The organism is Blastococcus sp. KM273128 (genome assembly GCF_021698975.1).
Lineage (GTDB): Bacteria > Actinomycetota > Actinomycetes > Mycobacteriales > Geodermatophilaceae > Blastococcus.
In genome coordinates, this window is record NZ_SSXA01000067.1 from 1 (window position 1) to 22,693 (window position 22,693).

The window sequence follows — 22,693 nt, forward strand, 5'->3', positions numbered from 1 at the left end:
GCCCACGAGCGGAGGTGACCTGCGCCCGCTGCCGGACCCACCCCCCGCTGCACCGGCGGTGCAGCGTTCCCCGACCAGGAGGCAAGCCGTGCCGAACGTCGTCTACCCGCTGGACTCGTCCAAGAAGTTCACCGACCAGAAGTACGTGGGCCACAACCGCTGGCACCCCGACATCCCGGCCAACGTCACCGTCCGCCCCGGCGACAGCTTCCGCGTCGACTGCCGGGAGTGGTTCGACGGGGCGATCCACAACGACGACTCCGCCGACGACGTCCGCGACGCCCCGCTCTCCACGGTGCACTGCCTCAGCGGGCCGTTCTCCGTCGAGGGGGCACAGCCCGGCGACCTGCTGATCGTCGACATCCTCGACGTCGGGCCCATCCCCCAGGAGGACTCCGGGCCGCTGGCCGGCCAGGGCTGGGGCTACACCGGCATCTTCGCCAAGCAGAACGGCGGCGGGTTCCTCACCGACCAGTTCCCCGACGCCTACAAGGTGATCTGGGACTTCTCCGGCCAGACGGCGACCTCGCGGCACGTCCCCGGCGTCTCCTTCACCGGCATCGTGCACCCCGGCCTCATGGGCACCGCGCCCTCGGCTGACCTGCTGGCCCGCTGGAACCGCCGCGAGCAGGCGCTCATCGACACCGACCCCGACCGCGTCCCGCCGCTGGCGCTGCCGCCGCTCCCCCAGGACGCGATCCTCGGCACGCTCGAGGGCGCGGAGTACGACCGGGTCGCCGGCGAGGCCGCGCGCACGGCGCCACCGCGGGAGAACGGCGGCAACCAGGACATCAAGAACCTCACCAAGGGCAGCCGCATCTTCTACCCGGTGTTCGTCGACGGCGCGAAGCTCTCGCTGGGCGACCTGCACTTCTCCCAGGGCGACGGCGAGATCACCTTCTGCGGCGCGATCGAGATGGGCGGCTTCATCGACCTGCACGTCGACCTGATCAAGGGCGGCATGGAGACCTACGGCGTCTCCGAGAACGCGATCTTCATGCCGGGCAACGTCGACCCGCGATACGAGCGCTGGCTGGCCTTCTCCGGCACGTCGGTCACCCTGGACGACGAGCAGCGCTACCTGGACTCGCACCTGTCCTACCAGCGCGCCTGCCTGCACGCGATCGACTACCTCACGAAGTTCGGCTACACGCCGGAGCAGGGCTACATGATCCTGGGCGCCGCACCGATCGAGGGCCGGCTCTCCGGGGTGGTCGACATCCCGAACTCCTGCTCGACGGTCTACCTGCCGACCGGGATCTTCGACTTCGACGTGACCCCGTCGGCGTCGGGCCCCGCCCGCATCGACCCCGGCATGGGGGTCCCGCGGTCGAGCTTCTGAGCACCGGACGCAGCGAGCCCCGCACCCGGACCGGGTGCGGGGCTCGCTGGGTGCCAGGTATCAGTCGCCGGTGTACGCGGCGACGCCGAAGTGCTGCTCGCCGTCCTCGTCGGTCTGCACCAGCACGGTGTAGGCCTGGCCGCCGACGATCGCCGCACAGGTGTCGCCGTCGCACTCGATGCTCTCGACCTCGCCGCCCTGCTCGGCCAGCGCCCGGCTGACGGCGGCCTCGGTGGCGGCGTTGTCGTCGTCGATGCCGCCGCGCCACAGGATGAGCCCGGCGATGGCGATCGCCGCGACGACGACCGCCACCAGCGCGGCGACGAGCAGGCCGCTGTTGCGCGACGCCCAGCCCGGCTCGCCCGGCTGCTGCGCGTCCGGGGCGGGCGCCGCACCGCCGGGGACGCCCGCCCCGGGGACGACCCCGCCGGGGAGGACGCCGGCGCCGGTGCCGTCGGTGGGGCCGGCGGCGGCCGGCACGGGCGGGACGACCGTCGGGTGCGGCTGGCCCGAGCCCGCCGTGGCGCCGGTCGGGTTCGGGTTGTCGGTGCTCATGGAGGACGTCCTTCATCTGCGGGTGCGGGGTCCCGGGTGCGCGGCACGCGGTTCCCGGGGGGAGCCGGCGGCGGAGGGCCCGGCCGGCTGACGCCGGAGACCCTGCCACAGCGGAACGGCCGCGCCGCGGAACGGGCGCCAATGCACAGCGGACCGGCAGGGAACGCGCAGCGCCCCGGACCTCCGCGGAGGTCCGGGGCGCCGGGGTGGTGCGGGTCAGACGGTGGTCGGCGTCCGGTCGGCCGGGCGGCGGCGCACCGAGCGCACCGTGCGGACGGCGGCGCTGCGGGCGAGCTCGCGGATCGGGCCGGTGTCCCACAGCTGGCGGGGCGCCTCGGCGGGTTCCTCGACGGCGGGCGCCTCCGGCTGCGACCGCGCGGCCTCGGTGCGGGCGGCGACCTCGGCCAGCGCCGCCCGGCGGCGGGCCAGGATCGCCTCCTTCTGCCGGTCGACCCGCTCCCGCTCGGCGAGCACCAGCAGCTCCTCCTTGGCCTTCGCCACGGTGCGCCGCGACTCCTGGGCCATCTCCTCGAGCTCGACGTCGCCGGAGTCGCGCAGCTGCACCAGCCGGTCGTAGGCGGTCGGCGGGCTGAAGTTGAGCAGCAGCTTCATCAGCACGGGCAGCACCTCGACGCACATGAACAGCAGCGAGAGCATGAACTCCGCGGCGGCGAGCGTCGCGTTCCGGTCACCGAGGCGGTCCAGCGCCTCCAGCCGCAGCAGGATGCCGCCGGAGCCCTCGTTCTCGGTGTCGAAGGCGGCCTGCTGCCGGTCCAGCTCGGCGGTCAGCCGGGTGAGCTCGGCGCGGTCGGCGTCCAGGGAGGAGCCGGCGAGGGCGGCGCTGCGCCCCTCGGCGGCGGCGACCGCGGCGACGGCGGCGTCGAGCTCGGTGCGCGCCGCCGTGACCACGCCGGCCTGCGCGTCGGCCGCGGCCCGGGCCTGGTGGTAGGCCTCCCCGGTGCCGGCGTCGCCGGTGCCGCAGGTGCCGTCCAGCTCGCACTGCGCCCTGGCGTCCAGCTCGCGCTGCAGCGTCACGGCCCGGTCGTAGGCGGCCTGCTTCTCGGTGACGCCGTCCCGCACCACCGCCAGGCCGGGGTCGGCCACTCCCCCGCTGGCGACGACGGCCTCCTGCGTGGCGATGCGCTCGCGCAGCTCGGGCAGCCCGGCGAAGCGGCTGTCGGACTCCAGCGCCATGCGGTGGGCGTCGGCGGCCTCGGCCTGCATCGTCACGATCTCGGCGTCGATCTCCTTGGCGAACACCTGCAGCGTCAGGGGCGTGGCGACGACGACGCCCAGCACCAGCGCCAGCCCGGCGCGGGGCACGGCCATGACGAGGTTGCGCTTGAGCGAGGCGTCGTGCGCCATGCCCACCAGCAGCATCCGGTCCAGGTTGACCACGACCGCGCCCCAGCCCAGCCCGACCAGCACCGCCAGCGGCCACCAGATGTTCAGCGCCATGGCGACGGCGAAGGCCGCGGAGACCGCGGCCAGCGCGCCGGTGCTCAGCAGGACGCCGCCCAGCGCCACGAACCGCGGGCGGGCCCCGGGCGCGGCGGCCAGCACGTCCGGCCGCGCGCCGGCCAGGACGGCCAGCCCGTCGCCGATGCGCCGTCGTCGCTCGCTCATGCAGTGCACCCCCGGGCGACGGGGATCGCTGTGGACCGTCACCCACGAGTGCTCATCGGCAGGACGGAGCCGTCACGGCACCGTGACCGATCTCGCTACCGGGACGCGGGGCGCCGGGTGGTCAACCGACGTCGTCGGTGTCGTCGGTGTCGGGGCCGCCGTCCACGCTGCCGGCGTCGTCCTCCCCGGTGCCGTCGTCGGCCCCGGTGTTGTCGTCCTCGTCGATGCCGCCGGTGCCGCGGTCGACGCCGTCGGCGTCCTCCTCACCGCCGTCGACGCGGTCGGGGCTGCCGACCTCCTCCTCGTCGAAGACGGCGGGGACCCCACCCCCGTCGGTGTCGGCCTCGTCGTCGCCACCGACGCAGCCGCCGAGGGCGAGCCCGGTGGCGAGGAGCGCGCCGGCGAGCGCGCCCGTGTTCCTGCGCATGTGTCCTCCTCGTGCGGTGCTGTCCCCCTTCCGGTTCCCGTGACGGGGGACGGGCAGCGGCACCGGCCGCGGATGACACGACTTCGACATGTGCGCCGTCAGGCGGGCGGGCGCCACCCCGGGTCGCGGCCGGTGCGGCCGAGCAGCCGGTGCAGGGCGGGGGCGTCGTCGGGCACCGGGACGACGGGCCCGAACAGCCCCTCGGGCTCGTCGGCCGGGTCGCTGCGGTCGCCGACGAACGCGGTGCACGCCTCGACCGCGGCCGGGTCCGGGCGGTAGGGCTGCCCGGTGGCGGCGGCGAGGTCCCAGCCGTGCACGACCACCTCGTCCAGGGCGACGAGCGCCATGACCGCGGCCGGCATCCGCACACCGGCGACCTCGGCCTCCCCCGCGCGGGCGTCCGGTTCCCGCCACGCGGCGGCCAGCGCCTCGAGCCGGGCGGGCAGCAGGGTGCGCCAGTCCGGGGCCAGGGCGGCCGCGTCCGCCGACGGGCCGCCGTCAAAGGGCGTCTTCTCCGCGGCCAGCCGGAACGCCAGCGTGAGCCCGAGCAGGTGGTCGAGCAGGCCCGCCACCGGCATGCCGAGGCACGGTGTCGGGTCGCCCAGCTGGTCCTCGCGCACGCCGGCGACCACGCGCGCCAGCTCCGCCGTCGCCGGTCCCAGGTCCAGGGTCGTCGTCTCCATGCGGATGGGACGGCCGGGGTCACCGGAACTCATCGGGTGCGGCAGGCTGAGGCGGTGAGCGACCCCTTCGACCTCCGCCGGTTCGTCGACGCCCAGGCCCAGACCTACGACCAGGCGCTCGCCGAGCTGCGCGCCGGCCGGAAGCGCACGCACTGGATGTGGTTCGTCTTCCCGCAGGTCGAGGGCCTGGGCCGCAGCGGGATGGCGCAGCGCTACGCGGTCTCCGGGCTGGACGAGGCGCGGGCGTACCTGGCGCACCCGGTGCTGGGGCGGCGGCTGGTCGAGTGCGCCCGGGCGCTGACCGCGCTGGACACCGAGGACGCCGACGCCGTCCTCGGGCCGGTCGACGCCCAGAAGCTGCGCTCGTCGATGACGCTGTACGCGCACGCCGACCCGGACCAGCCGGTGTTCCGGGAGGTGCTCGACCACTACTTCGGCGGCGCCGAGGACGACGCGACGACCAGCCGCCTCTGACCCGCGCGTGTGAGCCGGTGCCGCACCGGGCAGGCTGCACCGGTGAGCGAGAACAACAGCGGGTCGGGGTACGTCGAGGCCGAGTACTCGCGCGACTCCAAGTACATCTCCGACCGCATCACCGCCGACGGCTCCACCCCCTGGCCGGTCGAGCCGGGGCGCTACCGCCTGGTCGTCGCGCGGGCGTGCCCGTGGGCGAACCGTTCGGTCATCGTGCGCCGGCTGCTGGGGCTCGAGGACGTCATCTCGATGGGGCTGTGCGGGCCCACCCACGACGAGCGCAGCTGGACCTTCGACCTGGACCCCGACGGCCGCGACCCGGTGCTGGGCTACGAGCGGCTGCAGGAGGCCTTCCTCGCCCGCGATCCGGGGTACTCGCGCGGCATCACGGTGCCGGCGATGGTCGACGTCCCCAGCGGCGCCGTCGTCACGAACGACTTCCCGCAGATGACCCTCGACTTCTCCACCCAGTGGACCGCCCACCACCGCGAGGGCGCGCCCGAGCTCTACCCCGAGCCTCTTCGGGACGAGATGGACGAGGTGATGGAGCGGATCTACCAGGAGGTCAACAACGGCGTCTACCGGTGCGGGTTCTCGGGCTCCCAGCGCGCCTACGACAAGGCCTACGACCGGCTGTTCACCGCGCTGGACTGGCTCAGCGAGCGGCTGGCGGACCGCCGGTTCCTGATGGGCGGGCAGGTCACCGAGGCCGACGTCCGGCTGTTCACCACCCTGGCGCGGTTCGACACCGTCTACCACGGCCACTTCAAGTGCAACCGGCAGAAGCTCAGCGAGATGCCGGTGCTCTGGGCGTACGCCCGCGACCTGTTCCAGCTGCCCGGGTTCGGCGACACGATCGACTTCCCGCAGATCAAGGAGCACTACTACGTCGTCCACGCCGACATCAACCCGACGCAGATCATCCCGCAGGGCCCGGACACCTCGAACTGGCTGACCCCGCACCACCGGGAGGAGCTCGGCGACCGGCCCTTCGGCGACGGCACCCCGCCTCCGCCCCCGCCGCCGGCGGAGCAGGTGCCGGCCGACCACGGTCCGGGGGGCCTGGGCCACCGCTGACCTGTGGACAACTCCGCGGCCGGTCCCCGCGACCTGCCACGGTGTCGGGCATGACGACCTCACCTCTCGCCGATGCCCGTGTCCGCTCCGCCGCCGAGCTCACCGACCGCTGGTCCACCCTGCTCGGCGAGGACGGGTTCGGTGCCCGCAGCCTGTGGCTGACCTGGTTCGACGCCGACGGCCGCCAGCTGCCGATCGTCGTCCCCGTCGACGACCTGCCCGCCCTCCCGGAGCCCGCCCTGCTGGTGGGGCTCCGGGAGGTGCACGGCTCGGTGGTCGACGACCAGCTCGGCGGCGCCGGGCACCTGGCGCTGGCGCTGTGCCGGCCGGGCGAGCCGGTGGTCACCGCGGAGGACGAGCGCTGGGCCGCGGAGCTGCGGTCGACGCTGGACGACGACGCCGTCGCGGGCACCTGGAGCCTGCACGTCGCGGCCGCGGGCGCCGTGCTGCCGCTGGTCGACGGGTGGGGCCGCTAGAGCGGGTGGCGGGCGATCCACTGCGCGGCGATGACGGTCCGCTGGATCTCGTTGGTGCCCTCGCCGAGGATCATCAGCGGCGCGTCGCGGAAGTAGCGCTCGACGTCGAACTCCTCGGAGTAGCCGTAGCCGCCGTGCACCCGCATGGCGTCCAGGGCGACCTGCATGGCGGCCTCGGAGGCGAACAGCTTCGCCATCCCGGCCTCCATGTCCGCGCGGGCGCCGCCGTCGAGCTTCCCGGCGGCGTCGGCGGTGAGCAGCCGCGCGGCCTGCACCTTGGTCGCCATGTCGGCCAGCAGGTTGCCGACCGACTGGTGCTTCCAGATGGGGACGCCGAAGGACTCCCGCTCCTGGGCGTACCGGGTGGCCGCGGCGAGCGCCGCCTGCGCGACCCCCACCGCGCGGGCGGCGACCTGCACCCGCCCGACCTCGAGGCCGCGCATCATCTGCACCCAGCCGCGGCCGGGCTCCCCGCCGAGGACGGCGTCGTCCGGCGCCGGCATGCCGTCGAAGGTGAGCTCGCACGCCTCGACGCCGCGGTAGCCGAGCTTGGGGATCTTCGCGGAGATCTCCAGCCCCTCGCCGGGCTCGACCAGCAGCACGCTCATGCCGGTGTGCGGGGGGACGGCGTCGCGGTCGGTGCGGCAGAGCAGGCCGATGAGCTGGGAGTGCTGGGCGTTGGAGATCCACGTCTTGCTGCCGGTGACCGCCCAGCCGCCGCCCTCGGTGCGGACGGCGTGGGTGCGCATCGCCTGCAGGTCGCTGCCGCCGCCGGGCTCGGTGAGCGCCATCGTCGCGCGCACCTCGCCGGTGGCCATGCGCGGCAGGTAGCGGGCCCGCTGCTCGTCGGTGCCGGCGGTGGCCAGCAGGGAGGAGATGACCGAGTGGCCGCCGATCGCACCGGCGAGGCTCATCCAGCCGCGGGCGAGCTCTTCGGTGATGCGGGCGAAGCAGGCGGTGCTCACGCCGTTGCCGCCGTGCTCCTCGGGCACCAGCAGGCCGAAGAGTCCGAGCGCCTTCATCTCCTCGATGAAGTCCTCCGGGTAGCGGTCCTCGGCCTCGAACTCGGCCACCCGCGGGCGCACCCGCCGGTCGACGAACTCCGCGGTGAGCGCGACGAACTCCTGCTCGTGGGCGGGCAGTGCCGTCACGCGAGCGCCTTCAGCGTCTCGATCGCGCGGAGCCGCTCGGCGTGCTCGGCGGCCAGCGGCGTGACGTTCAGCGTGGTCACCCCGGCCTCGCGGAAGGCGGCGAGCCGCTCGGCGACGTGCCCGCGCGGGCCGACCAGCGCGACGCCGCGGACGAACTCGTCGGGCAGCGCCGCGGCGGCCTCGTCCTTGCGGCCGTCCAGGTAGAGGTCCTGCACCGTCGTCGCCTGGTCGGCGAAGCCGTAGCGCCCGGCCAGCTCGTTGTAGAAGTTCTTGCCGCGGGCGCCCATGCCGCCGACGTAGAGGGCGAGCTTCGCGCGGACCCGGTCCAGCGCGGCCGCCTGCTCGTCGTCGTCCTCGCTGATGAGCAGCTGGCTGTCGGCGACGACCTGGAGCGGCCCGAGCTCCGGGTCGCGGCGGGCCGCGCCCTCCGCGAGGGCCTCGCCGAACGCCGCTCGGCTGCCCTCGGGGAGGAAGAAGGCAGGCTGCCACGCCTCGAACAGCTCGGCGGCCATGGCGACGTTCTTCGGCCCGATGGCGGCCAGGAGCATCGGGATGCGCTCCCGCACCGGCTGGTTGATCAGCTTGAGCGGCTTGCCGAGCCCGCTGCCACCGCGGTCGGGGGTCAGCGGGATGTCGACGTGCGCGCCGTGGTGGTCGACCTTCTCCCGGCGCCACACCGCGCGGCAGACCTCGACGACCTCGCGGGTGGTGGCCAGCGGCGCGGTGTAGGGGACGCCGTGGAAGCCCTCGACCACCTGCGGCCCCGAGGCGCCGATGCCGAGGGTGAAGCGGCCGTCGGAGAGGAAGTCCAGGCCGGCGGCGGTCATGGCCAGCAGCGTCGGCGTCCGGGAGTAGATGTTGAGGATGCCCGAGGCGATCTCCACCGTCGCCGTCCGCGCCGCCAGGTAGCCGAGGTGGCTGACCGCGTCGAAGGAGTAGGCCTCGGCGACGTAGACGGTGTCCAGGCCCGCCTTCTCGAAGTCGGCGATGACGGCCGTGGTGCGGTCGTAGCCGCCGTCGTAGGAGATGGGCATGCCGATGCGCACGGGGTTGCTCCTGTCGCCGAGAGGTCGGGCCTCCCGCAACGTAGCGCTACCGGGGGACGGCCACCCAGCCCTCCGCCTTCCGCAGCGGCGCCTTGAGCACCTTGCCGCCGGCGTTGCGCGGCAGCGGGCCGTCGATGACGCGGACGAACTGGGGTCGCTTGAAGTCGGCCAGCCGCTCGCGGGCGAAGGCGGCCAGCCCGGTGACGAGCTCTCCGGCGTCCGTACCGGGCTTCGGGAGGACCACGGCGCCGACCTTCTCCCCCATCACCGGATCGGGGACGCCCACGACGGCGACCTCGAGGACGTCGGGGTGCTCGGCGAGGGCGTTCTCCACCTCGACGCTGTACACGTTCTCGCCGCCGCGGTTGATCATGTCCTTGGCGCGGTCGACGATGCGGACGACGCCGTCGGTGATGGTCGCGAGGTCGCCGGTGTGCAGCCAGCCGCCCCGGAACGTCTCCGCCGTTCGCTGCGGGTCGCCCCAGTAGCCGGCGACGACGTTGGGCCCGCGCACCAGCAGCTCGCCGACGCCGGTGACCGGGTCGGGGCGGTGCAGGTCGACGTCGTCCACCGGCGTGGGGAAGCCGACGGCGTCGGCGTGGGTGTCGGCGTACTCGTGCGGCAGGAAGGTGGCCAGCGAGGATGCCTCGCTCAGGCCGAAGCCGTTGCCCAGCCGGGCGTTCGGGAACGCCGTCCGCAGCCGGTGCACGAGCTCGGGGGCGATCGGGGCGCCGCCGTAGCTGAGGGTGCGGACGGTGGAGACGTCGGTGGTGGCCATCGCCGGGTGGCGCAGCACCAGCTCGTAGATGGTCGGGACGCTGGTGAGCAGCGTGATGCCGTGCTCGGGGATGGCGGCGAGGAAGGAGGCGGCGTCGAACTTCGGCATCAGCACGCTCGTGCCAGCGAGCGCGATCTGCGTGAGGAACTGCGAGTTGCAGCCGGTGACGTGGAACAGCGGGACGGAGATCAGCGTGGCGTGCCGGGTCTCGGGGTCGCGGCTGAGCTTGCGGCAGCGGATGACCGACTCGACGTTGCTGAGGAAGTTTTCGTGGGTGGTCATCGCGCCCTTGGGGCGGCCGGTCGTGCCGCTGGTGTAGAAGAGCGCGGCGACGTCGGTGTGCTGCGGGTCGGGGACCTCGCCGGGCTCGCCGTCGGGCAGCGGCTCGCCCGGGCGGACGACGTGGGCGGCGCCGCAGTCGTCGAGGATGAACTGCGCCTCCGTCTCGGCCAGGCGGGTGTTCATCGGGACGACGACGGCGCCGGCGAGCTGGGCGCCCCAGAAGGCGAGCACCCAGTCGACGCCGTTGGGCAACTGGACGGCGACGCGGTCGCCGGCGGAGACGCCGGCGTCACGCAGGCCGCCGGCGACGCGGCGGGCCCGCTGCCAGAGCTCCGCGTAGGTGAGGCGGCCGCCGCCGAGCTCCACGATGGCGGTGCGGTCGCCGTGCCGCTCGGCCTGCCCGGCCAGTACGCGGACCATGTTCTGCGGGAGGCTGGTGTAGCGGCGGATGCCGTCGGGGCCGCGCTCGATGCCGCTGGTGTCGAAGGGGCTGGTGCCCGTCGTCTGCTGCGTGCTCATGCATCCCCCGTCCGCGGTGCCGTCGGCTCCGGATTGTGCGCCGGTGAGCCGGGTCTCGTGGGACGGGGGTCGTCACCCGATCCGGCGGCACGCGCGGCGCTGTCCACAGTTACGGAACCGGATACCGCAGAACTCTGCGTAGTCTCCCGCTGTGCGCGATCTCCGTAGGGGCCTGGTCCGGACGACGCTCGGTTGCGTGCTGGCCGGCACCGTGCTGCTGACGGGGTGCGCGGAGAAGCAGGAAGCCAGCACGAGCCTGCCGACGGCGGAGCCCGCGCCGACCACGGAGGCGCTCCCGCCCCTCGGCCCGGCGGACTTCCCTGTGCCCGACGAGGCTCGGACGAAGGACGCCGCCGGTGCTGAAGCCTTCCTCCGCTACTGGATCGACCTCCTCAACCGTCAACGCGCCGTCCCCACCGGTGAGGCAATACGCGCACTCGGGCCGGAATGTGAGGACTGTCTGCGGATCGCAGGCAATTACGACGACGCCGCTTCCGCTGGCAACCGCTATATGGGCGGCGAACTGAGCCTCAATGACGTCACAGCACCGCTTATAGACAGCAACGAGGCGATGATTGCCTTCGGAATTCGCCGAGAAGCAGTTTCATTGGTCAATGCGAGCGGGGCCGTTCTTCAATCCCGTGCCGAGCCGGCCCCGAACCTGAGCTCAGGCATCACACTCGTCTGGTCTGCGGCGGACCGCTCATGGCTAGTCAAGGGATTCACCCTGGGATGAGAGGCCTCAGCACGCGCGCGCTCGCAATCCTCGCGTTGATGTTGGCGCTGCTGTGCGGCGAGAGCGCGACGGTGCTCGCTTGCTCGTTCGACGACTGCGGCAACACTGACGTTGGGGACGGTGCGGTCGATGTTGGTTACTCGGGCCCTGGCGTCGGCGAACTTGTCGCTGGCGGTCCGGAAGGGATAGCCAACTACGCCTGGCGGCTGCGGCACTTGTGCGCCCTCTCAGACGAACGCCAGGGCGGCTGCTCTGCCATGGACTTTCGCGAGTGCCCACAAGAGCCGGGCCGAGTCGTGCAGTACCTCGTCGTCCAACAGCGTCGCCTCGTACGAGCCGACGGGACTGTAGTGCCGCTCGCCAACGGCACTCCTGTCCCCGTGCCCGCCGGTCTCGAGCCCGGCGACCCAGTGGGCGACTGGATCGATGTACGACAGGGCTGCCTGGACATCACGCCGCTTAATCCGCCGCCCTCTGGGGCGGAAGTCTTCGCCTACTTCACGCGCCTGCCGCTCCCCCAACTCGCGACCAGGCACCAGCCGCCCGGGGATGGCCTCACAGGGTTGCCGGTCATCTTCTACACCGACTCCCCCACCACCCAGACGTTCACGGTCGACATCCGCGGGTTCACGGTCGTCATCGAGGCCACCGCCGAGCAGTTCACCTGGCACACCGGCGACGCCACCGGCCAGATCACCACCACGGACCCCGGCGCCCCTTATCCCGACCACACCATCGAGCACAGCTACCGGTCGGGCACCTACACCGCCTCCCTCACCGTCACCTGGGGCGCCACCTTCACCGTCGACGGCAGCGCCGAGGCCGACGTCCCGGGAACGACGACCACCGACGGCCCACCGGTGACCTTCGACGTCCTCCAGGCCCGCACCGTGCTGACCAATCCGTACGACTGACCTGCGGAAATTGTCAGTGGCCGGCTCTACGGTGCGGGTGTGTTCATCGGTGAGCCACCCCGCGCGCCCGAAGAGGGCGACCCGATCCCCTGGGTGCCCGACACCGACGCCTGCGGCTCGAGCGATCTGGAGCTGGTCGCCGACATCTGGGCCGCCGACGCGCGCGAGGCCCGGCACGCCGCCCAGCGCGCCGAAGCCATCACCGCACTCGCCCGCCGCCGCTCGATCGAGCGCGACCGCGACTTCGGCCGCCGCGGTGGCCCGGGCCTGGACAGCCGACTGCGCCGCTCGGAGGTCCTGGCCCAGGTCAGCGAGACCTTCGTCGCCGAGCTCGCATTGATTCGCAACTGCTCCGAGGCCGAGGCCGAGGTCCTCGCCGTCGAGTCGATCCTGCTCACCACGCTGCTTCCCGGCACCTGGGACGCCTTGTTCGCCGGGCGCATCGACGTGCGCAAGATGCGCGCCCTGGTCGACTTGCTGTCCACCACCACACCGGAGGTCATCGTCGAGGTGGAGCGCCGCGTTCTCCCCGACGCCGGGCGGCTCACCGTCCCGCAACTGCGCGCCCGAGTGCGCCGCGCGCTGGCCCGGCTGGACGCCGACGCCCTCGACCGGCGCCGCAAGGAAGCCGCCCAGCGGGCCGACGTCACCACCCGCCGCACCGGCGACGGGATGAGCCAACTTGTCGCCGACCTGCCCGTGCACCTGGCCGCGGCCTGCGCCGACGCCATCGACCAGTACGCCCAGCTGATGCGCGCCGACGGCGACACCCGCCCCATCGGCGTCATCCGGGCTGCGGTCGCCGCGGACCTGATCCTGCGCCCTTGGGACACCACCCGACCGCCGGTCACCGCCCAGCTGACCATCCACGCCCCGCTGCCCGCCCTGCACGACCCGGACGGCGAGGGCAGCAGCCAGCCGGCGGCCGAGGTCGCCGGGGAGACCGTCACCGCCGCCCAGTGCCGGGAGATCCTCCGCGAACTGGACCTGCTCGGCATCGGCGCCGCCCCCGCCGGCGGATGCGTGCAGGTGGCCATCGGCAACCCCGCCGACGGGCGGCTCATCGCCGTCGCCACCCGCAGCCAGCTGCGCCGCGCCGCCGGCCACCGCCGCCGCAAGCGGAAGCGCAGCAAGGCCGGGGCCGCGGGCGCCGCCACCCCGACGAACGGGCCCGCAACCAGCAGGGGCGCCCCGATCGACGACCGGCTCGAGAACGGACCGGGCCTGGGCCCACCGGCGCCCACCAGCGCCTACCGACCCACCGCGAGCCAACGCCGCTTCCTGCACGTCCGCGACCGTCACTGCCGCATGCCCGGCTGCCGGCGACGCGCAGGCCGCTGCGACATCGACCACGGCACCGCCCACGTCGACGGCGGCCCCACCGACTGCTGGAACCTCTGCTGCCTCTGCCGGCGGCACCACCGCATCAAGACATTCGCCCGCGGCTGGTCCTTCACCCTGCTCCCCGACGGGCAGCTGGCCGTCCGCACCCCCAGCGGCGTGTCCCGCACCACCCGCCCACCCGGCTGGTGCCACGACCCCGAACCGGACCCGCCCTGGCTCGACGAGCAAGCCCCACCCGACCCGGAGAGCTGCTGAGCTGCAGGAACGTTCAGCCGTTGAGCGACCCGACCACCACGCCGCTGCACCGCCGGGACGACCGCGACCGGATCCGTTCCCAAGCGGTGCGACGGCGAGGACAGTGGGCGGCGCAGCCGCGTCGCCCGGGCCCCGCCCGCTCGCCAGAGGAGCCGTCGCATGTACGCGCGTTCCACCACCATCGCCGGCATCCCCGAGCAGGTCGACCGGGGCATCGTCTACATCCGCACCCGCGTCCTCCCCGCGGTCATGGGCATGGACGGCTTCATCGGCCTCTCCATGCTCGCCGACCGGACCTCCGGCCGGTGCATCGTCACCAGCGCCTGGGAGGACACCGCCGCGCTCCGCCGCAGCGCACCCCAGGTGAAAGCCATGCGGGCGCGTGCCAGCGACATCCTGGGCGGCCCGGCCGTCGTCGACGAGTGGTCGATCGCCGTCCTGCACCGCAGGCATCCCGCCCCCGACACCGCATGTGCCCGCGTCACCTGGACCCGCGGCGACCCCGCCCGGCTCGACCGGATGACCGATGCCTTCGGCGTCGGCATGGTCCCCCGCCTCGAGGAGCTCCCCGGTTTCTGCTCGGTCAGCGTGCTCGTCGACCCGGAGACCGGCCGCGCCACCACCGCCGTCACCTACGACTCCCGTGATGAGATGCAGGCCGCGCTCGACCGCGCCACCGACCTGCGCGAGGAGTTCACGACGCAGATGGGCGCCGCGGTGGTCGAGGTCGCCACCTTCGACCTCGTCCTGGCCGAACTACACGTCCCCGAGACGGTCTGAACTGCGGTTCCTGACCGGTCCAGTGCCCGCACCTGGCCTATTGCCGGTCGGACCGCTCGGATGCGCCGTGTCCCACGGTCACGTCCGAGCACTGCCTCTTCTCCTGCGACGACAGCAGACCCCCCGGTTCACCAGGCCGACGAGGGACCTCCTCCGGCCGGGCGCCACTCCCCTGAGCCCGGTAGCCGACGAGCCGGCGGGCAGGGCCACCGGTGCCCGCCGGGCCGCACCAGGCGGCCCGGCGGGATTGCTCAGGCGGTCTCGCGCCGCCGCTGCGACCACATCTGCGTGGCCCGCTCGAAGTGCAGGGCTGCCTCCCAGCCGATCCCGGGCGGGCCGGACTCGGTGCGGAACGAGCGCGCCGCCTCGCGGGCGAGCTCCGGGTCCTGGGCCGCGCGGCCGGCGAGCTCCATCGCCAGATCCTCGACCTGCTCGTCGGGCACGGCCTTCCACGCCAGGCCGATCTCCGCGGCGCGGAGCCCGTCGATCTCCTCGCTGAACAGGCCCATGGCCGCGGTCGCCTCGCGGCCCGCCGTCCGGGAGCTGATGGTGAAGTAGCCACCACCCGGGTGCAGTCCGATGCGGAGGAAGCCGGCCAGCAGCCGCGCGCGCTCGGAGACGATCCGCAGGTCCGTGGAGAGGGCCAGGTTGATCCCGGCGCCGACGGCGGCACCGCGGACGGCGGCGATCGTCGGCACCTGGAGCAGGCCCACCCGGCGGAACGCCTGGTAGACCGCGCCCAACTCCTTGTAGGTCTTGTCCTCGGCCTGGTCGGAGCCGGCCGTCCAGCGGCGGCGGTCGGCGCCCGAGCAGAACATGCCGTCCTTGCCGCGCACGACCGCGGCACCGATGACGGGGTCGCGGTCCACCTCGTCGCACAGTTCGGACAGCTGCATGCCCATCTCGGGCGTCAGGCCGTTCTTCACCTCGACGTTGTCGAGGGTGAGGACGGCGACGCCGCCCTGCTTCTCCAGGTGTACCTGTCCCACGCGGGAGTCCTGCCTCTCTTGTGTAGGTGGTGCTGTTCGCCGAGCGGGGCGCGCTGGCCGGTGGTGCGCACCAGCACGTCGACGGCGGTGGCCCCGCCGCCCTGCGCCCCGACGATCAGGTCTCGTCCAGGAAGTCGGAACGACGTCCACTCGGGGCAACGGCGCGGACGGGGACGACGCGGCTCACGGGGGTGTGGCGGCCGATGCGCATCAGATGGCCCTGACCAAGCCGCCGTCGACCAGCAGGTTCTGCCCGGTCAGGTAGGTGTTCGCCCCGGAGACGAGGAACGCCGCCACCCGGCCGAACTCCTCGGCCTCCCCGTAACGGCCCAGCGGGATCGTCTTCTCCGACTGCGCCCGCACCTCCTCGATCGAGCGGCCCGTCTTCTCCGCCCGGTTGGCGTCCAACGCGGCGACCCGGTCGGTGGCGATGCGACCAGGTCCCACGGTGTTGACGAGCACCCCCTCGCCCGCGAACTCGGTGGCCAGCGACTTGGCCAGGCCGACGACGGCGACCCGGTAGGTGTTGGACAGCAGCAGGTTCTCGATCGGCTGCTTCATCGACGACGACGTGACGACGGCGATGCGCCCCCACTGCTGTTCCCGCATGTGCGGCAGCACCCCGCGGATCAGCCGGACCGTGCTCATCAGGTTGAGGTCGTGCGCCTGGTACCACATCGCGTCGTCGACCGCGTCGAACCCGCCCGGCGGGGGGCCGCCGGCGTTGGCCACGAGCACGTCCACGCCCCCGAGGCGGCTCTTCGCCTCGGCCAGCAGCCGCTCGACGTCAGCGGCGTCGGCGACGTCGGCCGGGCAGTGCTCGACCTGCGCCCCGGTGGTCTCGGCGATCTCGGCCGCGGTCCTCGCCAGCTGCTCCTCGCCGCGGCTGGAGATCATCACCCGCGCGCCCTCGGCGGCCAGCTGGGTGGCGGTCGCCCGCCCGAGCCCCTTGCTGGCCGCGGTCACCAGCGCGGTCCTACCGGTCAGCTGCAGGTCCATCGGCCCCTCCACGGGCTTCGAGAGTCACGGGCGCCGGGGGTGTCGAGCGACCGTCGGGCGTCGAGGAGCCCTTCCACGAGGTTCTTCCGGCCGCTGAACGCGTAGCGGCCGACAGCGGCGGATTGCTTCCTCCGGCCGGTGAGGACGGTGACGTCGGCCAGCGGCCCCCGCCCGGCGGACACCCGCTCAGACCGCGCGGGTCAGCGCCGGCCAGAGCTGGTCGGGCCCACCGGCGAGCAGCCCCGCGGCCAGCACCTTCGACCAGAGTAGCTCGCTGCCGGCCTCGTCCCGCCAGGACCACAGCCGCCGCGTCAGGTGGTGCAGCTTGTGCTCCTGGGTGAAGCCGATCGCGCCGTGCACCTGGTGCGCCAGCCGCGCCACCACCTCGACGGCGGCGCCGGCCCGCACCTTCGCCGCGGCGGCGGCCGGCACCACGTTCTCGCCCCGGTCCAGCGACTGGACGGCGGCGTCGGTCAGCGCGGTCACCGCGGTCACCTCGCCGGCCATCTCGGCGAGCTCCATCTGGATGGCCTGGAACTTGCCCAGCGGCCGGCCGAACTGGTGCCGCTCCCCCGCGTACTGCACGGTCCACGCCAGCACCTGCTCCAGCGCCGCGGCCAGCTGCACCGACCGCGCCAGCGCGAAGCGCGCCCGGACCTCGCCGGCCTGCGCATCGGTGAGCAGCGCCCCGGCGGCGGCGACCTGGTCGAGCACCAGCGACCCGCGCGGCTCCCCGGCCAGGTTGGCCGCGTCGTCCGCCGGCAGCGACGACGCGTCCACCAGCGCCAGCACCGCCCCCTCCATCCCGGCCGGGGCCGGGACCAGGAGGACGACGTGCCGCGCCGCACCCGCCCACGCCACGTCGGCGGCGGTACCCGAGAGCGTGAACCGCCCGGGCCCGTCCCCGTTGTCGACCGGGTGCACGGTGACGCCGTCGGCGACGGCGAACGTCGTCGGCTCCTCCGGCGAGGGCAGGTCGAGGTCCGCGGCCAGCAGCGCGGGGCCGGCCACGAGCAGCTGCTCGGCCACGGGCACCGCTCCCGCACCGGCGGCGAGCGTCCGCACGATCGCCACCGCGTCGGCGAGCTCGCCGCCCGACCCACCGGCCTCCTCGGGCAGGCCCACCCCGGTCAGCCCGGCGTCGGCCAGCGCCGACCAGAGCCCTGCGTCCCAGCGCCGCTCGGCGGTGAGCACGAACGGCTCGAAGCCGCTCAGGATGTCCTTGACGGTCTCGACCACCAGGTCCTGGTCACTCACCGGAGCCCCAATCCACGTGCCACGATCCCGCGCAGGATCTCGTTGGTCCCGCCGCGCAGCGTGAAGCCCGGCTGGTGCAGCTGCGCCTCGGCCAGCGCCCGCGCCAGCGGGTCCGGCGAGGCCAGCGACGGGGTCACGTCGACGACCTTGCGCACCTCCTCGACGACGTCGGCCTCGAACGTCGTCCCGACGTCCTTGACCAGCGCCGCCGGGATGTTGGGCAGCTCGCCCCGGTCCAGCGCCGCGGCGATCCGCAGCGACATCTGCCGCAACGCCAGCAGCCGCGCCGAGAGCCGGCCGAGCGCGGCCAGCTGGGCGGCGTCGCCGGTCTCGGCCACCCGGCGGCCGAACTCGGCGATGAGGGGGTAGGTCGACAGGAACCGCTCCGGGCCCGAGCGCTCGAAGGCCAGCTCGGCGGTCACCTGGTGCCAGCCGTTGCCCTCCTCACCGAGCAGCATGTCGCCGGGGACGACGACGTCCTCGAACACCACCTCGTTGAAGTGGTGGCCGCCGTCGAGGATGCGGATCGGGTTGATCGAGATGCCCGGGAGCGACAGGTCGACCAGCAGCTGCGACATGCCCGCGTGCCGGCTGGACGGGTCGGCCGGCGAGGTGCGCACCAGCACGATGCCGTAGTGCGAGTGGTGCGCGTTCGAGGTCCACACCTTCGCGCCGTTGACCACCCAGTCGCCGTCGCCGTTGCGGGTGGCCCGCGTGCGGATCGAGGCGAGGTCGGAGCCGGAGTCCGGCTCGCTCATCCCGATGACGAAGAAGCACTCGCCGGCGACGATGCGCGGCAGGATCTCCCGCCGCTGCTTCTCGGTGCCGTAGGTGAGCAGGTTCGGCCCGGACTGCCGGTCGGCGATCCAGTGCGCGGCCACCGGGGCACCCGCGGCGAGCAGCTCCTCGGTGACGGCGTAGCGCTCCATCGCCGAGCGCTCGTGGCCGCCGTACTCCTTCGGCCAGGTCATGCCCAGCCAGCCGCGCTCGCCCAGCTTCTTCGAGAACGCCGGGTCGACGCCGGACAGCCAGGTGTCGACGTGCGTCTGGAACGTCCCGGCGGCGAGCTCGGCGGCGAGGAACTCGCGCACCTCCGCCCGCACCTGCTCGGCTGCCTCGGACCGCGGTGCGGGCGCCAGTGTCAACGAGTTGCTCATGCGACTCCCTCGGGTGGCCGTGCTCACACCCGTTCTACAGGGCGCCCGCACCCCCGCGCCCGGCAGCCCCCCGTTGCACCGCGCTCACCCGCGGGCGGGGTCGTCGGGGGTGCCTTCGTCCGGGTCGCCGCGGGTCAGCTGGCGCAGCTCGGTGACGACGTCGGAGGCGACCGCGCCGAGGGAGACCAGCGCCCCGGAGACCAGCCGCCGCACACCGTGCACGTCCAGGCCGAGCGCCGCCCCGACGCCCGATCCGGCGTCCAGCCCGCCGAGCTCACCGGTGGCGGGTCTCCGCTCCGCGAGCTCGGGCGACCAGCGCATCGCGTCCCCCGACAGCGTCCAGTCACCGGTCGCGCCGTCGATGGCGTCGGTGACCGGGTTCCCACGAGCCGACGAGTCCATCACCGCCTCCTCCGGGTCGCCTCCCCATGGTGACCCGAATCCACGGCGTCCGGTAGGTGGTCGGCGCCCGGCGTCAGGTGCGGGCCAGCGCCAGCAGGGCGATGTCGTCAGCCCGCTGCTCGCCGGCCAGCTCGGAGAGCAGCCGGTCGCACAGCTGCTCGGGATCCCTCGTGCACGCCCGCGCCGCCACCTCGACCAAGCGGGCCAGCCCGGCGTCGAGGTCGGCGCCGGGACGCTCCACCAGCCCGTCGGTGAACAGCAGCAGCGCCGCGCCCTCCGGCAGCACGCCGCGCCACTCGACCGCGGGCGCCGGCGGCGCACCGAGCATGCGGGTCGGGTGCACCGGCAGCAGCTCCGCCCGGCCCTCGGTGCACAGCAGCGGCGGGAGGTGCCCGGCCGAGGCGATCCAGAGCTCCCCCGTCCCCGGGTCCAGGGTCGCGAACAGGGCGGTCGCCATCCGCTGCAGCTCGAACAGCTCCCAGTTCTGCTGCAGCCGGCCGACCAGCACGGCGGGCGAGGGGCGGTCCGCCGACATCGCGCGGGTCACGCTGCGCAGCTGCCCCATGGTCGCGGCCGCGGTGATGTCGTGGCCGACGACGTCGCCGACCGTCAGCCCCACCTGGCCACCGGGCAACCGGACGACGTCGTAGAAGTCGCCGCCGACGTCCACCCCCTGGGTCGCTGCCACGTACCGCACCGCCGTCGCCAGCCCCGGGACGGCCGGGGGCGAGGGCGGCAGCAGGCTGGCCTGCAGGGTGTGGGAGGTCCGCTCCTCGAACTCCAGCCGCAGCGCCTTGTCCACGACCTGCGACAGCTGCAGGGCCAGCTGCTCGGCCACCTCGACGTCCGCGGCGGTGAACGGCGCGCGGTGCCGGTCGGCGCCGAACGTGACCACGCCGAGCCGCCGGCCGTCCACGATCATCGGCACACCCACCACGCCGACCAGCTCCAGCCGGCCGACGGTCTCGCGGAACGCGTCGTCCGGGGCGACGGCGTCGAGCACCGCACGCGCCTCGTCCAGGTCCCGGATCCACTGCGTCCGGCCCTCGCGCAGCGCGCGCACCGACGGGTGCAGCGGGGACCGCACCGGCAGGGAGCCACCGCGCAGCCGGTCGAGCAGCGGCTGGCGCCCGGGGTCCCGGTGCCGGGCGACCGGCTGGTGCAGGCCGTGCTCGGTGACCATGTCGATGACGCAGACGTCGGCCAGCCGGGACACCACCAGCCCGGCCAGCCGGTGCACGGTCTCGGTGACGTCGCGGGCCTCGCTCATCAGCCGCGCGGCCTCGAGCAGGAACGCCATCCGCTCCGCCTGCTGGCGGGTCTGCTCGTGCAGCCGCACCCGCTCCAGCGCCTGCCCCGCCTGGCGGCCGAGGGTCCACAGCAGGTCGACCTCGGCCGGCGTGAGCGGCCGGTGCTGCCCGGGCTCGTCCAGGCTGATCAGGTCGCCGTGCGCCGGCGCACCGCGCGCCAGCACCAGCACCCCCAGCCGCCGGGAGTCCGCCGACACCGGGACGACGACCAGGTCGGTCAGCCCGTCGGCCGCCATCGAGGCGGCGAGGTCGGGCTGGTCGGCCCGCAGCCGGTCGTCGAGCACGATCGACCGCAGCCCCTGGGCGAGTTCCAGGGCCAGCCGACCGCCGGCGGCGTCCCGCAGCCGCCGCAGCAGCTCGCGGGACACGCCCTCCGAGCGCACCGGCCGCAGCGCCGGCAGCTCCTGCGGGTCGTCCGCCTCGCCCTCCACCAGCACCAGCGCGGCGCCGGCGGCCCGCAGTGCGGCGCGGCCGCGCTGCACGATCACCGTGGCCACGTCCTCCGGCGTCGCCGCGGCCGCCAGGTCGAAGACCACCTTCTGCACGACCCGGGAGCGGGCCTCGGACTCCTCCGCCAGCCGCTGCGCCGACAGCAGCTCCCGCTCGTAGCGGCGGCGCGCCGTCGCCTCGAACAGCGTCGCCCGCACCAGCAGCGGGGCGCCGTCGTCGTCGCGCACCTCGACGGCGTTGAGCAGGCACGGCAGCAGCGAGCCGTCGATCCGCGTGATGTCGATGGCGATCTCGCGCACGAACCCCTGGAGGCGGAGCAGCGGCACCAGGTGGGTGTTGTAGAAGACCCGCCCGCCGACGCTGAGCAGGTCCTGCAGCCGGCGGTCGAGCAGGTCCTCCGGCGGGCGGCCGGTCCACGCGCTGAAGGTGCGGTTGGCCTTGACGATCCGCCCGTCGGGCAGCGTGGAGAGGTACCCCATCGGCGCGTTCTCGTAGAGGTCGGCGGGGTCCTCGTCGAGCAGGCGCTCCAGCGGGTTCCCCGCACCCCCGCGGCCGGTCACCGGGCGCCGTCCGCGGCGGTCACGGCGTCAGGAACGCGCGGATGGCGGCCGTCGTCTCCTCCGGCGCGGACAGCTGGGGGACGTGCCCCGTGGCGCGCATGCGGACCAGCACGCTGCCGGGGATCTGCCGGTGCACGTACTCGCCGACGGCGTCCGGCGCGATCGCGTCGGCGCTGCACTGCAGCACCAGCGTGGGCACCCGGACGCCGGGCAGGTCGGCGCGGTTGTCCGACAGGAAGGTGACCCGCGCGAACTGACGGGCGATGTGCGGTGCGGTGCGGCAGAAGCTGTTGGTCAGCTCCTCGGCCAGCTCCGGCCGCTCGGGGTTGCCCATGATCACCGGGCCCATCTGCGCCGACCAGCCCAGGTGGTTGCTGTCGAGCGCGTCGAGCAGCCCGACGACGTCGCTGCGGCTGAACCCGCCGACGTAGCCGTCGTCGTCGACGTAGCGGGGGCTGGGACCGACCATCACCATCGCGCCGAACAGTTCGGGCGCCCGGTGGTGGGCGAGCACGCCGATCATCGCGCTCACCGAGTGGCCGACGAAGACGACGTCGGTGAGCGCCAGCTCGCGGCAGATCTCGACGACGTCGCTCGCGTACCCGTCGAGGGAGTCGTACTTCTCGGGGTCGTAGGCCGACAGGTCCGACCGCCCCGACCCGACGTGGTCGAACAGCACCACCCGGTGGTCGACGGCGAAGTCCGGGGCGACCAGCCGCCACAGCGTCTGGTCGCAGCCGAAGCCGTGGGCGAAGACCATCGGCCGCCCCTGGGGCAGCCCGCTGACGTGCACCCGGTTGCGCGGAACGACGCTGCCCACGGACCCGACCGTAGTGGACCGGACGCCGCCTGTGGTCGATCCGCGCGTCCACAACGGAACGGCTCCGGCCGCCAGCGGTGACGGTCGGTGAGCCCGGGACGACGGAATGCGCCGCGCCGCCGGACGTCGTCCGCCCCCGTGGACGGACCCGGAAAAGCGCTGCCCCCCGGCGGGCGACCGGCCCTACCCTCCCGCCATCCCGCGCTCCGGCCGATCCCGGAGCACCGGCCCGGACCGTCGAACGAGGTGCGCCCCATGACCGCTACCGCGGTCCTCTCCCCCAC

22 protein-coding genes are annotated in these 22,693 nt (G+C 74.0%); 8 read left to right on the forward strand and 14 right to left on the reverse strand.

Features of this window, described 5'->3' with window-relative positions:
* Positions 1–88 precede the first annotated feature (88 nt).
* On the forward strand, positions 89–1,342 hold the full coding sequence (fmdA, locus tag E9529_RS16655) for a formamidase (protein ID WP_236832373.1): 1,254 nt from the start codon (positions 89–91) through the stop codon (positions 1,340–1,342).
* A 60-nt stretch (positions 1,343–1,402) separates the two neighbouring features.
* Here fmdA and E9529_RS16660 read toward each other — a convergent pair whose 3' ends face one another.
* The 4 genes from E9529_RS16660 to E9529_RS16675 all read right to left on the reverse strand — a co-directional run bounded on the left by E9529_RS16660 (position 1,403) and on the right by E9529_RS16675 (position 4,666).
* Positions 1,403–1,897, reverse strand: a complete 495-nt coding sequence (locus E9529_RS16660; RefSeq protein WP_236832375.1) for a DUF4333 domain-containing protein — start codon at positions 1,895–1,897, stop codon at positions 1,403–1,405.
* A gap of 216 nt (positions 1,898–2,113) precedes the next feature.
* Positions 2,114–3,523 (reverse strand): DUF4407 domain-containing protein, encoded by a 1,410-nt coding sequence (locus E9529_RS16665; protein ID WP_236832376.1) that lies wholly within the window; start codon positions 3,521–3,523, stop codon positions 2,114–2,116.
* A gap of 121 nt (positions 3,524–3,644) precedes the next feature.
* Complete coding sequence (locus tag E9529_RS16670) at positions 3,645–3,950, reverse strand: hypothetical protein (protein ID WP_236832377.1); 306 nt, start codon at positions 3,948–3,950, stop codon at positions 3,645–3,647.
* Positions 3,951–4,048: 98 nt separating this feature from the next.
* On the reverse strand, positions 4,049–4,666 hold the full coding sequence (locus E9529_RS16675; RefSeq protein WP_236832379.1) for a TIGR03086 family metal-binding protein: 618 nt from the start codon (positions 4,664–4,666) through the stop codon (positions 4,049–4,051).
* A 21-nt stretch (positions 4,667–4,687) separates the two neighbouring features.
* Here E9529_RS16675 and E9529_RS16680 point away from each other — a divergent pair, with 21 nt between their 5' ends.
* Genes E9529_RS16680 through E9529_RS16690 form a run of 3 tightly spaced genes read left to right on the forward strand, consistent with a single transcriptional unit; the run spans position 4,688 to position 6,660 of the window.
* Complete coding sequence (locus E9529_RS16680) at positions 4,688–5,107, forward strand: DUF1810 domain-containing protein (protein ID WP_236832381.1); 420 nt, start codon at positions 4,688–4,690, stop codon at positions 5,105–5,107.
* A 42-nt stretch (positions 5,108–5,149) separates the two neighbouring features.
* Positions 5,150–6,184, forward strand: a complete 1,035-nt coding sequence (locus tag E9529_RS16685; RefSeq protein ID WP_236832383.1) for a glutathione S-transferase family protein — start codon at positions 5,150–5,152, stop codon at positions 6,182–6,184.
* Positions 6,185–6,234: 50 nt separating this feature from the next.
* Positions 6,235–6,660, forward strand: a complete 426-nt coding sequence (locus E9529_RS16690) for a hypothetical protein (protein WP_236832384.1) — start codon at positions 6,235–6,237, stop codon at positions 6,658–6,660.
* Here the strand turns inward: E9529_RS16690 and E9529_RS16695 are convergent.
* Genes E9529_RS16695 through E9529_RS16705 form a run of 3 tightly spaced genes read right to left on the reverse strand, consistent with a single transcriptional unit; the run spans position 6,657 to position 10,436 of the window.
* Positions 6,657–7,811, reverse strand: a complete 1,155-nt coding sequence (locus E9529_RS16695) for an acyl-CoA dehydrogenase family protein (protein ID WP_236832386.1) — start codon at positions 7,809–7,811, stop codon at positions 6,657–6,659. The two genes, E9529_RS16690 and E9529_RS16695, sit on opposite strands and share 4 nt — an antisense overlap.
* Positions 7,808–8,857, reverse strand: coding sequence for an LLM class F420-dependent oxidoreductase (locus tag E9529_RS16700; protein WP_236832388.1), 1,050 nt, complete (start codon positions 8,855–8,857; stop codon positions 7,808–7,810). Before E9529_RS16700 ends, E9529_RS16695 begins: the two co-directional genes overlap by 4 nt.
* Positions 8,858–8,903: 46 nt before the next feature.
* A complete protein-coding gene (locus E9529_RS16705; RefSeq protein WP_236832390.1) occupies positions 8,904–10,436 on the reverse strand; it encodes a class I adenylate-forming enzyme family protein in 1,533 nt (510 codons plus the stop codon).
* Between the two features lie 196 nt (positions 10,437–10,632).
* On the opposite strand from E9529_RS16705, the gene E9529_RS16710 reads away from it, so the two are divergent.
* The 4 genes from E9529_RS16710 to E9529_RS16725 all read left to right on the forward strand — a co-directional run bounded on the left by E9529_RS16710 (position 10,633) and on the right by E9529_RS16725 (position 14,465).
* A complete protein-coding gene (locus E9529_RS16710) occupies positions 10,633–11,172 on the forward strand; it encodes a hypothetical protein (protein ID WP_236832392.1) in 540 nt (179 codons plus the stop codon).
* Positions 11,173–11,210: 38 nt separating this feature from the next.
* Positions 11,211–12,086 carry a hypothetical protein gene (locus E9529_RS16715; protein WP_236832393.1) on the forward strand — a complete coding sequence of 292 codons (876 nt, stop codon included), beginning with the start codon at positions 11,211–11,213 and terminating at the stop codon, positions 12,084–12,086.
* Positions 12,087–12,125: 39 nt separating this feature from the next.
* Positions 12,126–13,685: an HNH endonuclease signature motif containing protein gene (locus E9529_RS16720; protein ID WP_236832394.1), complete on the forward strand. Its 1,560-nt coding sequence runs from the start codon at positions 12,126–12,128 to the stop codon at positions 13,683–13,685.
* 159 nt (positions 13,686–13,844) lie between these two features.
* Entirely contained in the window at positions 13,845–14,465 is a 621-nt protein-coding gene (locus E9529_RS16725) for a hypothetical protein (protein ID WP_236832395.1), read from the forward strand.
* Positions 14,466–14,716: 251 nt separating this feature from the next.
* Here E9529_RS16725 and E9529_RS16730 read toward each other — a convergent pair whose 3' ends face one another.
* The 7 genes from E9529_RS16730 to E9529_RS16760 form a co-directional block, all read right to left on the reverse strand.
* Positions 14,717–15,454, reverse strand: coding sequence for an enoyl-CoA hydratase-related protein (locus tag E9529_RS16730; RefSeq protein WP_236832396.1), 738 nt, complete (start codon positions 15,452–15,454; stop codon positions 14,717–14,719).
* Between the two features lie 210 nt (positions 15,455–15,664).
* Positions 15,665–16,453: an SDR family oxidoreductase gene (locus E9529_RS16735; protein WP_236832398.1), complete on the reverse strand. Its 789-nt coding sequence runs from the start codon at positions 16,451–16,453 to the stop codon at positions 15,665–15,667.
* A 186-nt stretch (positions 16,454–16,639) separates the two neighbouring features.
* Positions 16,640–17,710, reverse strand: coding sequence for an acyl-CoA dehydrogenase family protein (locus E9529_RS16740; protein ID WP_236832399.1), 1,071 nt, complete (start codon positions 17,708–17,710; stop codon positions 16,640–16,642).
* The gene (locus E9529_RS16745) at positions 17,707–18,867 is read right to left on the reverse strand and encodes an acyl-CoA dehydrogenase family protein (protein WP_236828498.1); all 1,161 of its coding nucleotides are present in this window, start codon (positions 18,865–18,867) and stop codon (positions 17,707–17,709) included. Before E9529_RS16745 ends, E9529_RS16740 begins: the two co-directional genes overlap by 4 nt.
* A gap of 84 nt (positions 18,868–18,951) precedes the next feature.
* Positions 18,952–19,269 carry a hypothetical protein gene (locus E9529_RS16750; RefSeq protein ID WP_236832401.1) on the reverse strand — a complete coding sequence of 106 codons (318 nt, stop codon included), beginning with the start codon at positions 19,267–19,269 and terminating at the stop codon, positions 18,952–18,954.
* Between the two features lie 73 nt (positions 19,270–19,342).
* The gene (locus tag E9529_RS16755; protein WP_236832403.1) at positions 19,343–21,589 is read right to left on the reverse strand and encodes a SpoIIE family protein phosphatase; all 2,247 of its coding nucleotides are present in this window, start codon (positions 21,587–21,589) and stop codon (positions 19,343–19,345) included.
* Positions 21,590–21,608: 19 nt separating this feature from the next.
* The gene (locus E9529_RS16760; RefSeq protein WP_236832404.1) at positions 21,609–22,409 is read right to left on the reverse strand and encodes an alpha/beta fold hydrolase; all 801 of its coding nucleotides are present in this window, start codon (positions 22,407–22,409) and stop codon (positions 21,609–21,611) included.
* Between the last annotated feature and the right edge of the window lie 284 nt (positions 22,410–22,693).

Bases quoted from the DNA above. Each gene is read 5' to 3' on its own strand.
- E9529_RS16660 (WP_236832375.1), bottom strand. From the start codon at position 1,897: ATGAGCACCGACAACCCGAACCCGACCGGCGCCACGGCGGGCTCGGGC.
- E9529_RS16665 (WP_236832376.1), bottom strand. From the start codon at position 3,523: ATGAGCGAGCGACGACGGCGCATCGGCGACGGGCTGGCCGTCCTGGCC.
- E9529_RS16670 (WP_236832377.1), bottom strand. From the start codon at position 3,950: ATGCGCAGGAACACGGGCGCGCTCGCCGGCGCGCTCCTCGCCACCGGG.
- E9529_RS16675 (WP_236832379.1), bottom strand. From the start codon at position 4,666: ATGAGTTCCGGTGACCCCGGCCGTCCCATCCGCATGGAGACGACGACC.
- E9529_RS16690 (WP_236832384.1), top strand. From the start codon at position 6,235: ATGACGACCTCACCTCTCGCCGATGCCCGTGTCCGCTCCGCCGCCGAG.
- E9529_RS16705 (WP_236832390.1), bottom strand. From the start codon at position 10,436: ATGAGCACGCAGCAGACGACGGGCACCAGCCCCTTCGACACCAGCGGC.
- E9529_RS16715 (WP_236832393.1), top strand. From the start codon at position 11,211: ATGTTGGCGCTGCTGTGCGGCGAGAGCGCGACGGTGCTCGCTTGCTCG.
- E9529_RS16725 (WP_236832395.1), top strand. From the start codon at position 13,845: ATGTACGCGCGTTCCACCACCATCGCCGGCATCCCCGAGCAGGTCGAC.
- E9529_RS16735 (WP_236832398.1), bottom strand. From the start codon at position 16,453: ATGGACCTGCAGCTGACCGGTAGGACCGCGCTGGTGACCGCGGCCAGC.
- E9529_RS16745 (WP_236828498.1), bottom strand. From the start codon at position 18,867: ATGAGCAACTCGTTGACACTGGCGCCCGCACCGCGGTCCGAGGCAGCC.
- E9529_RS16750 (WP_236832401.1), bottom strand. From the start codon at position 19,269: ATGGACTCGTCGGCTCGTGGGAACCCGGTCACCGACGCCATCGACGGC.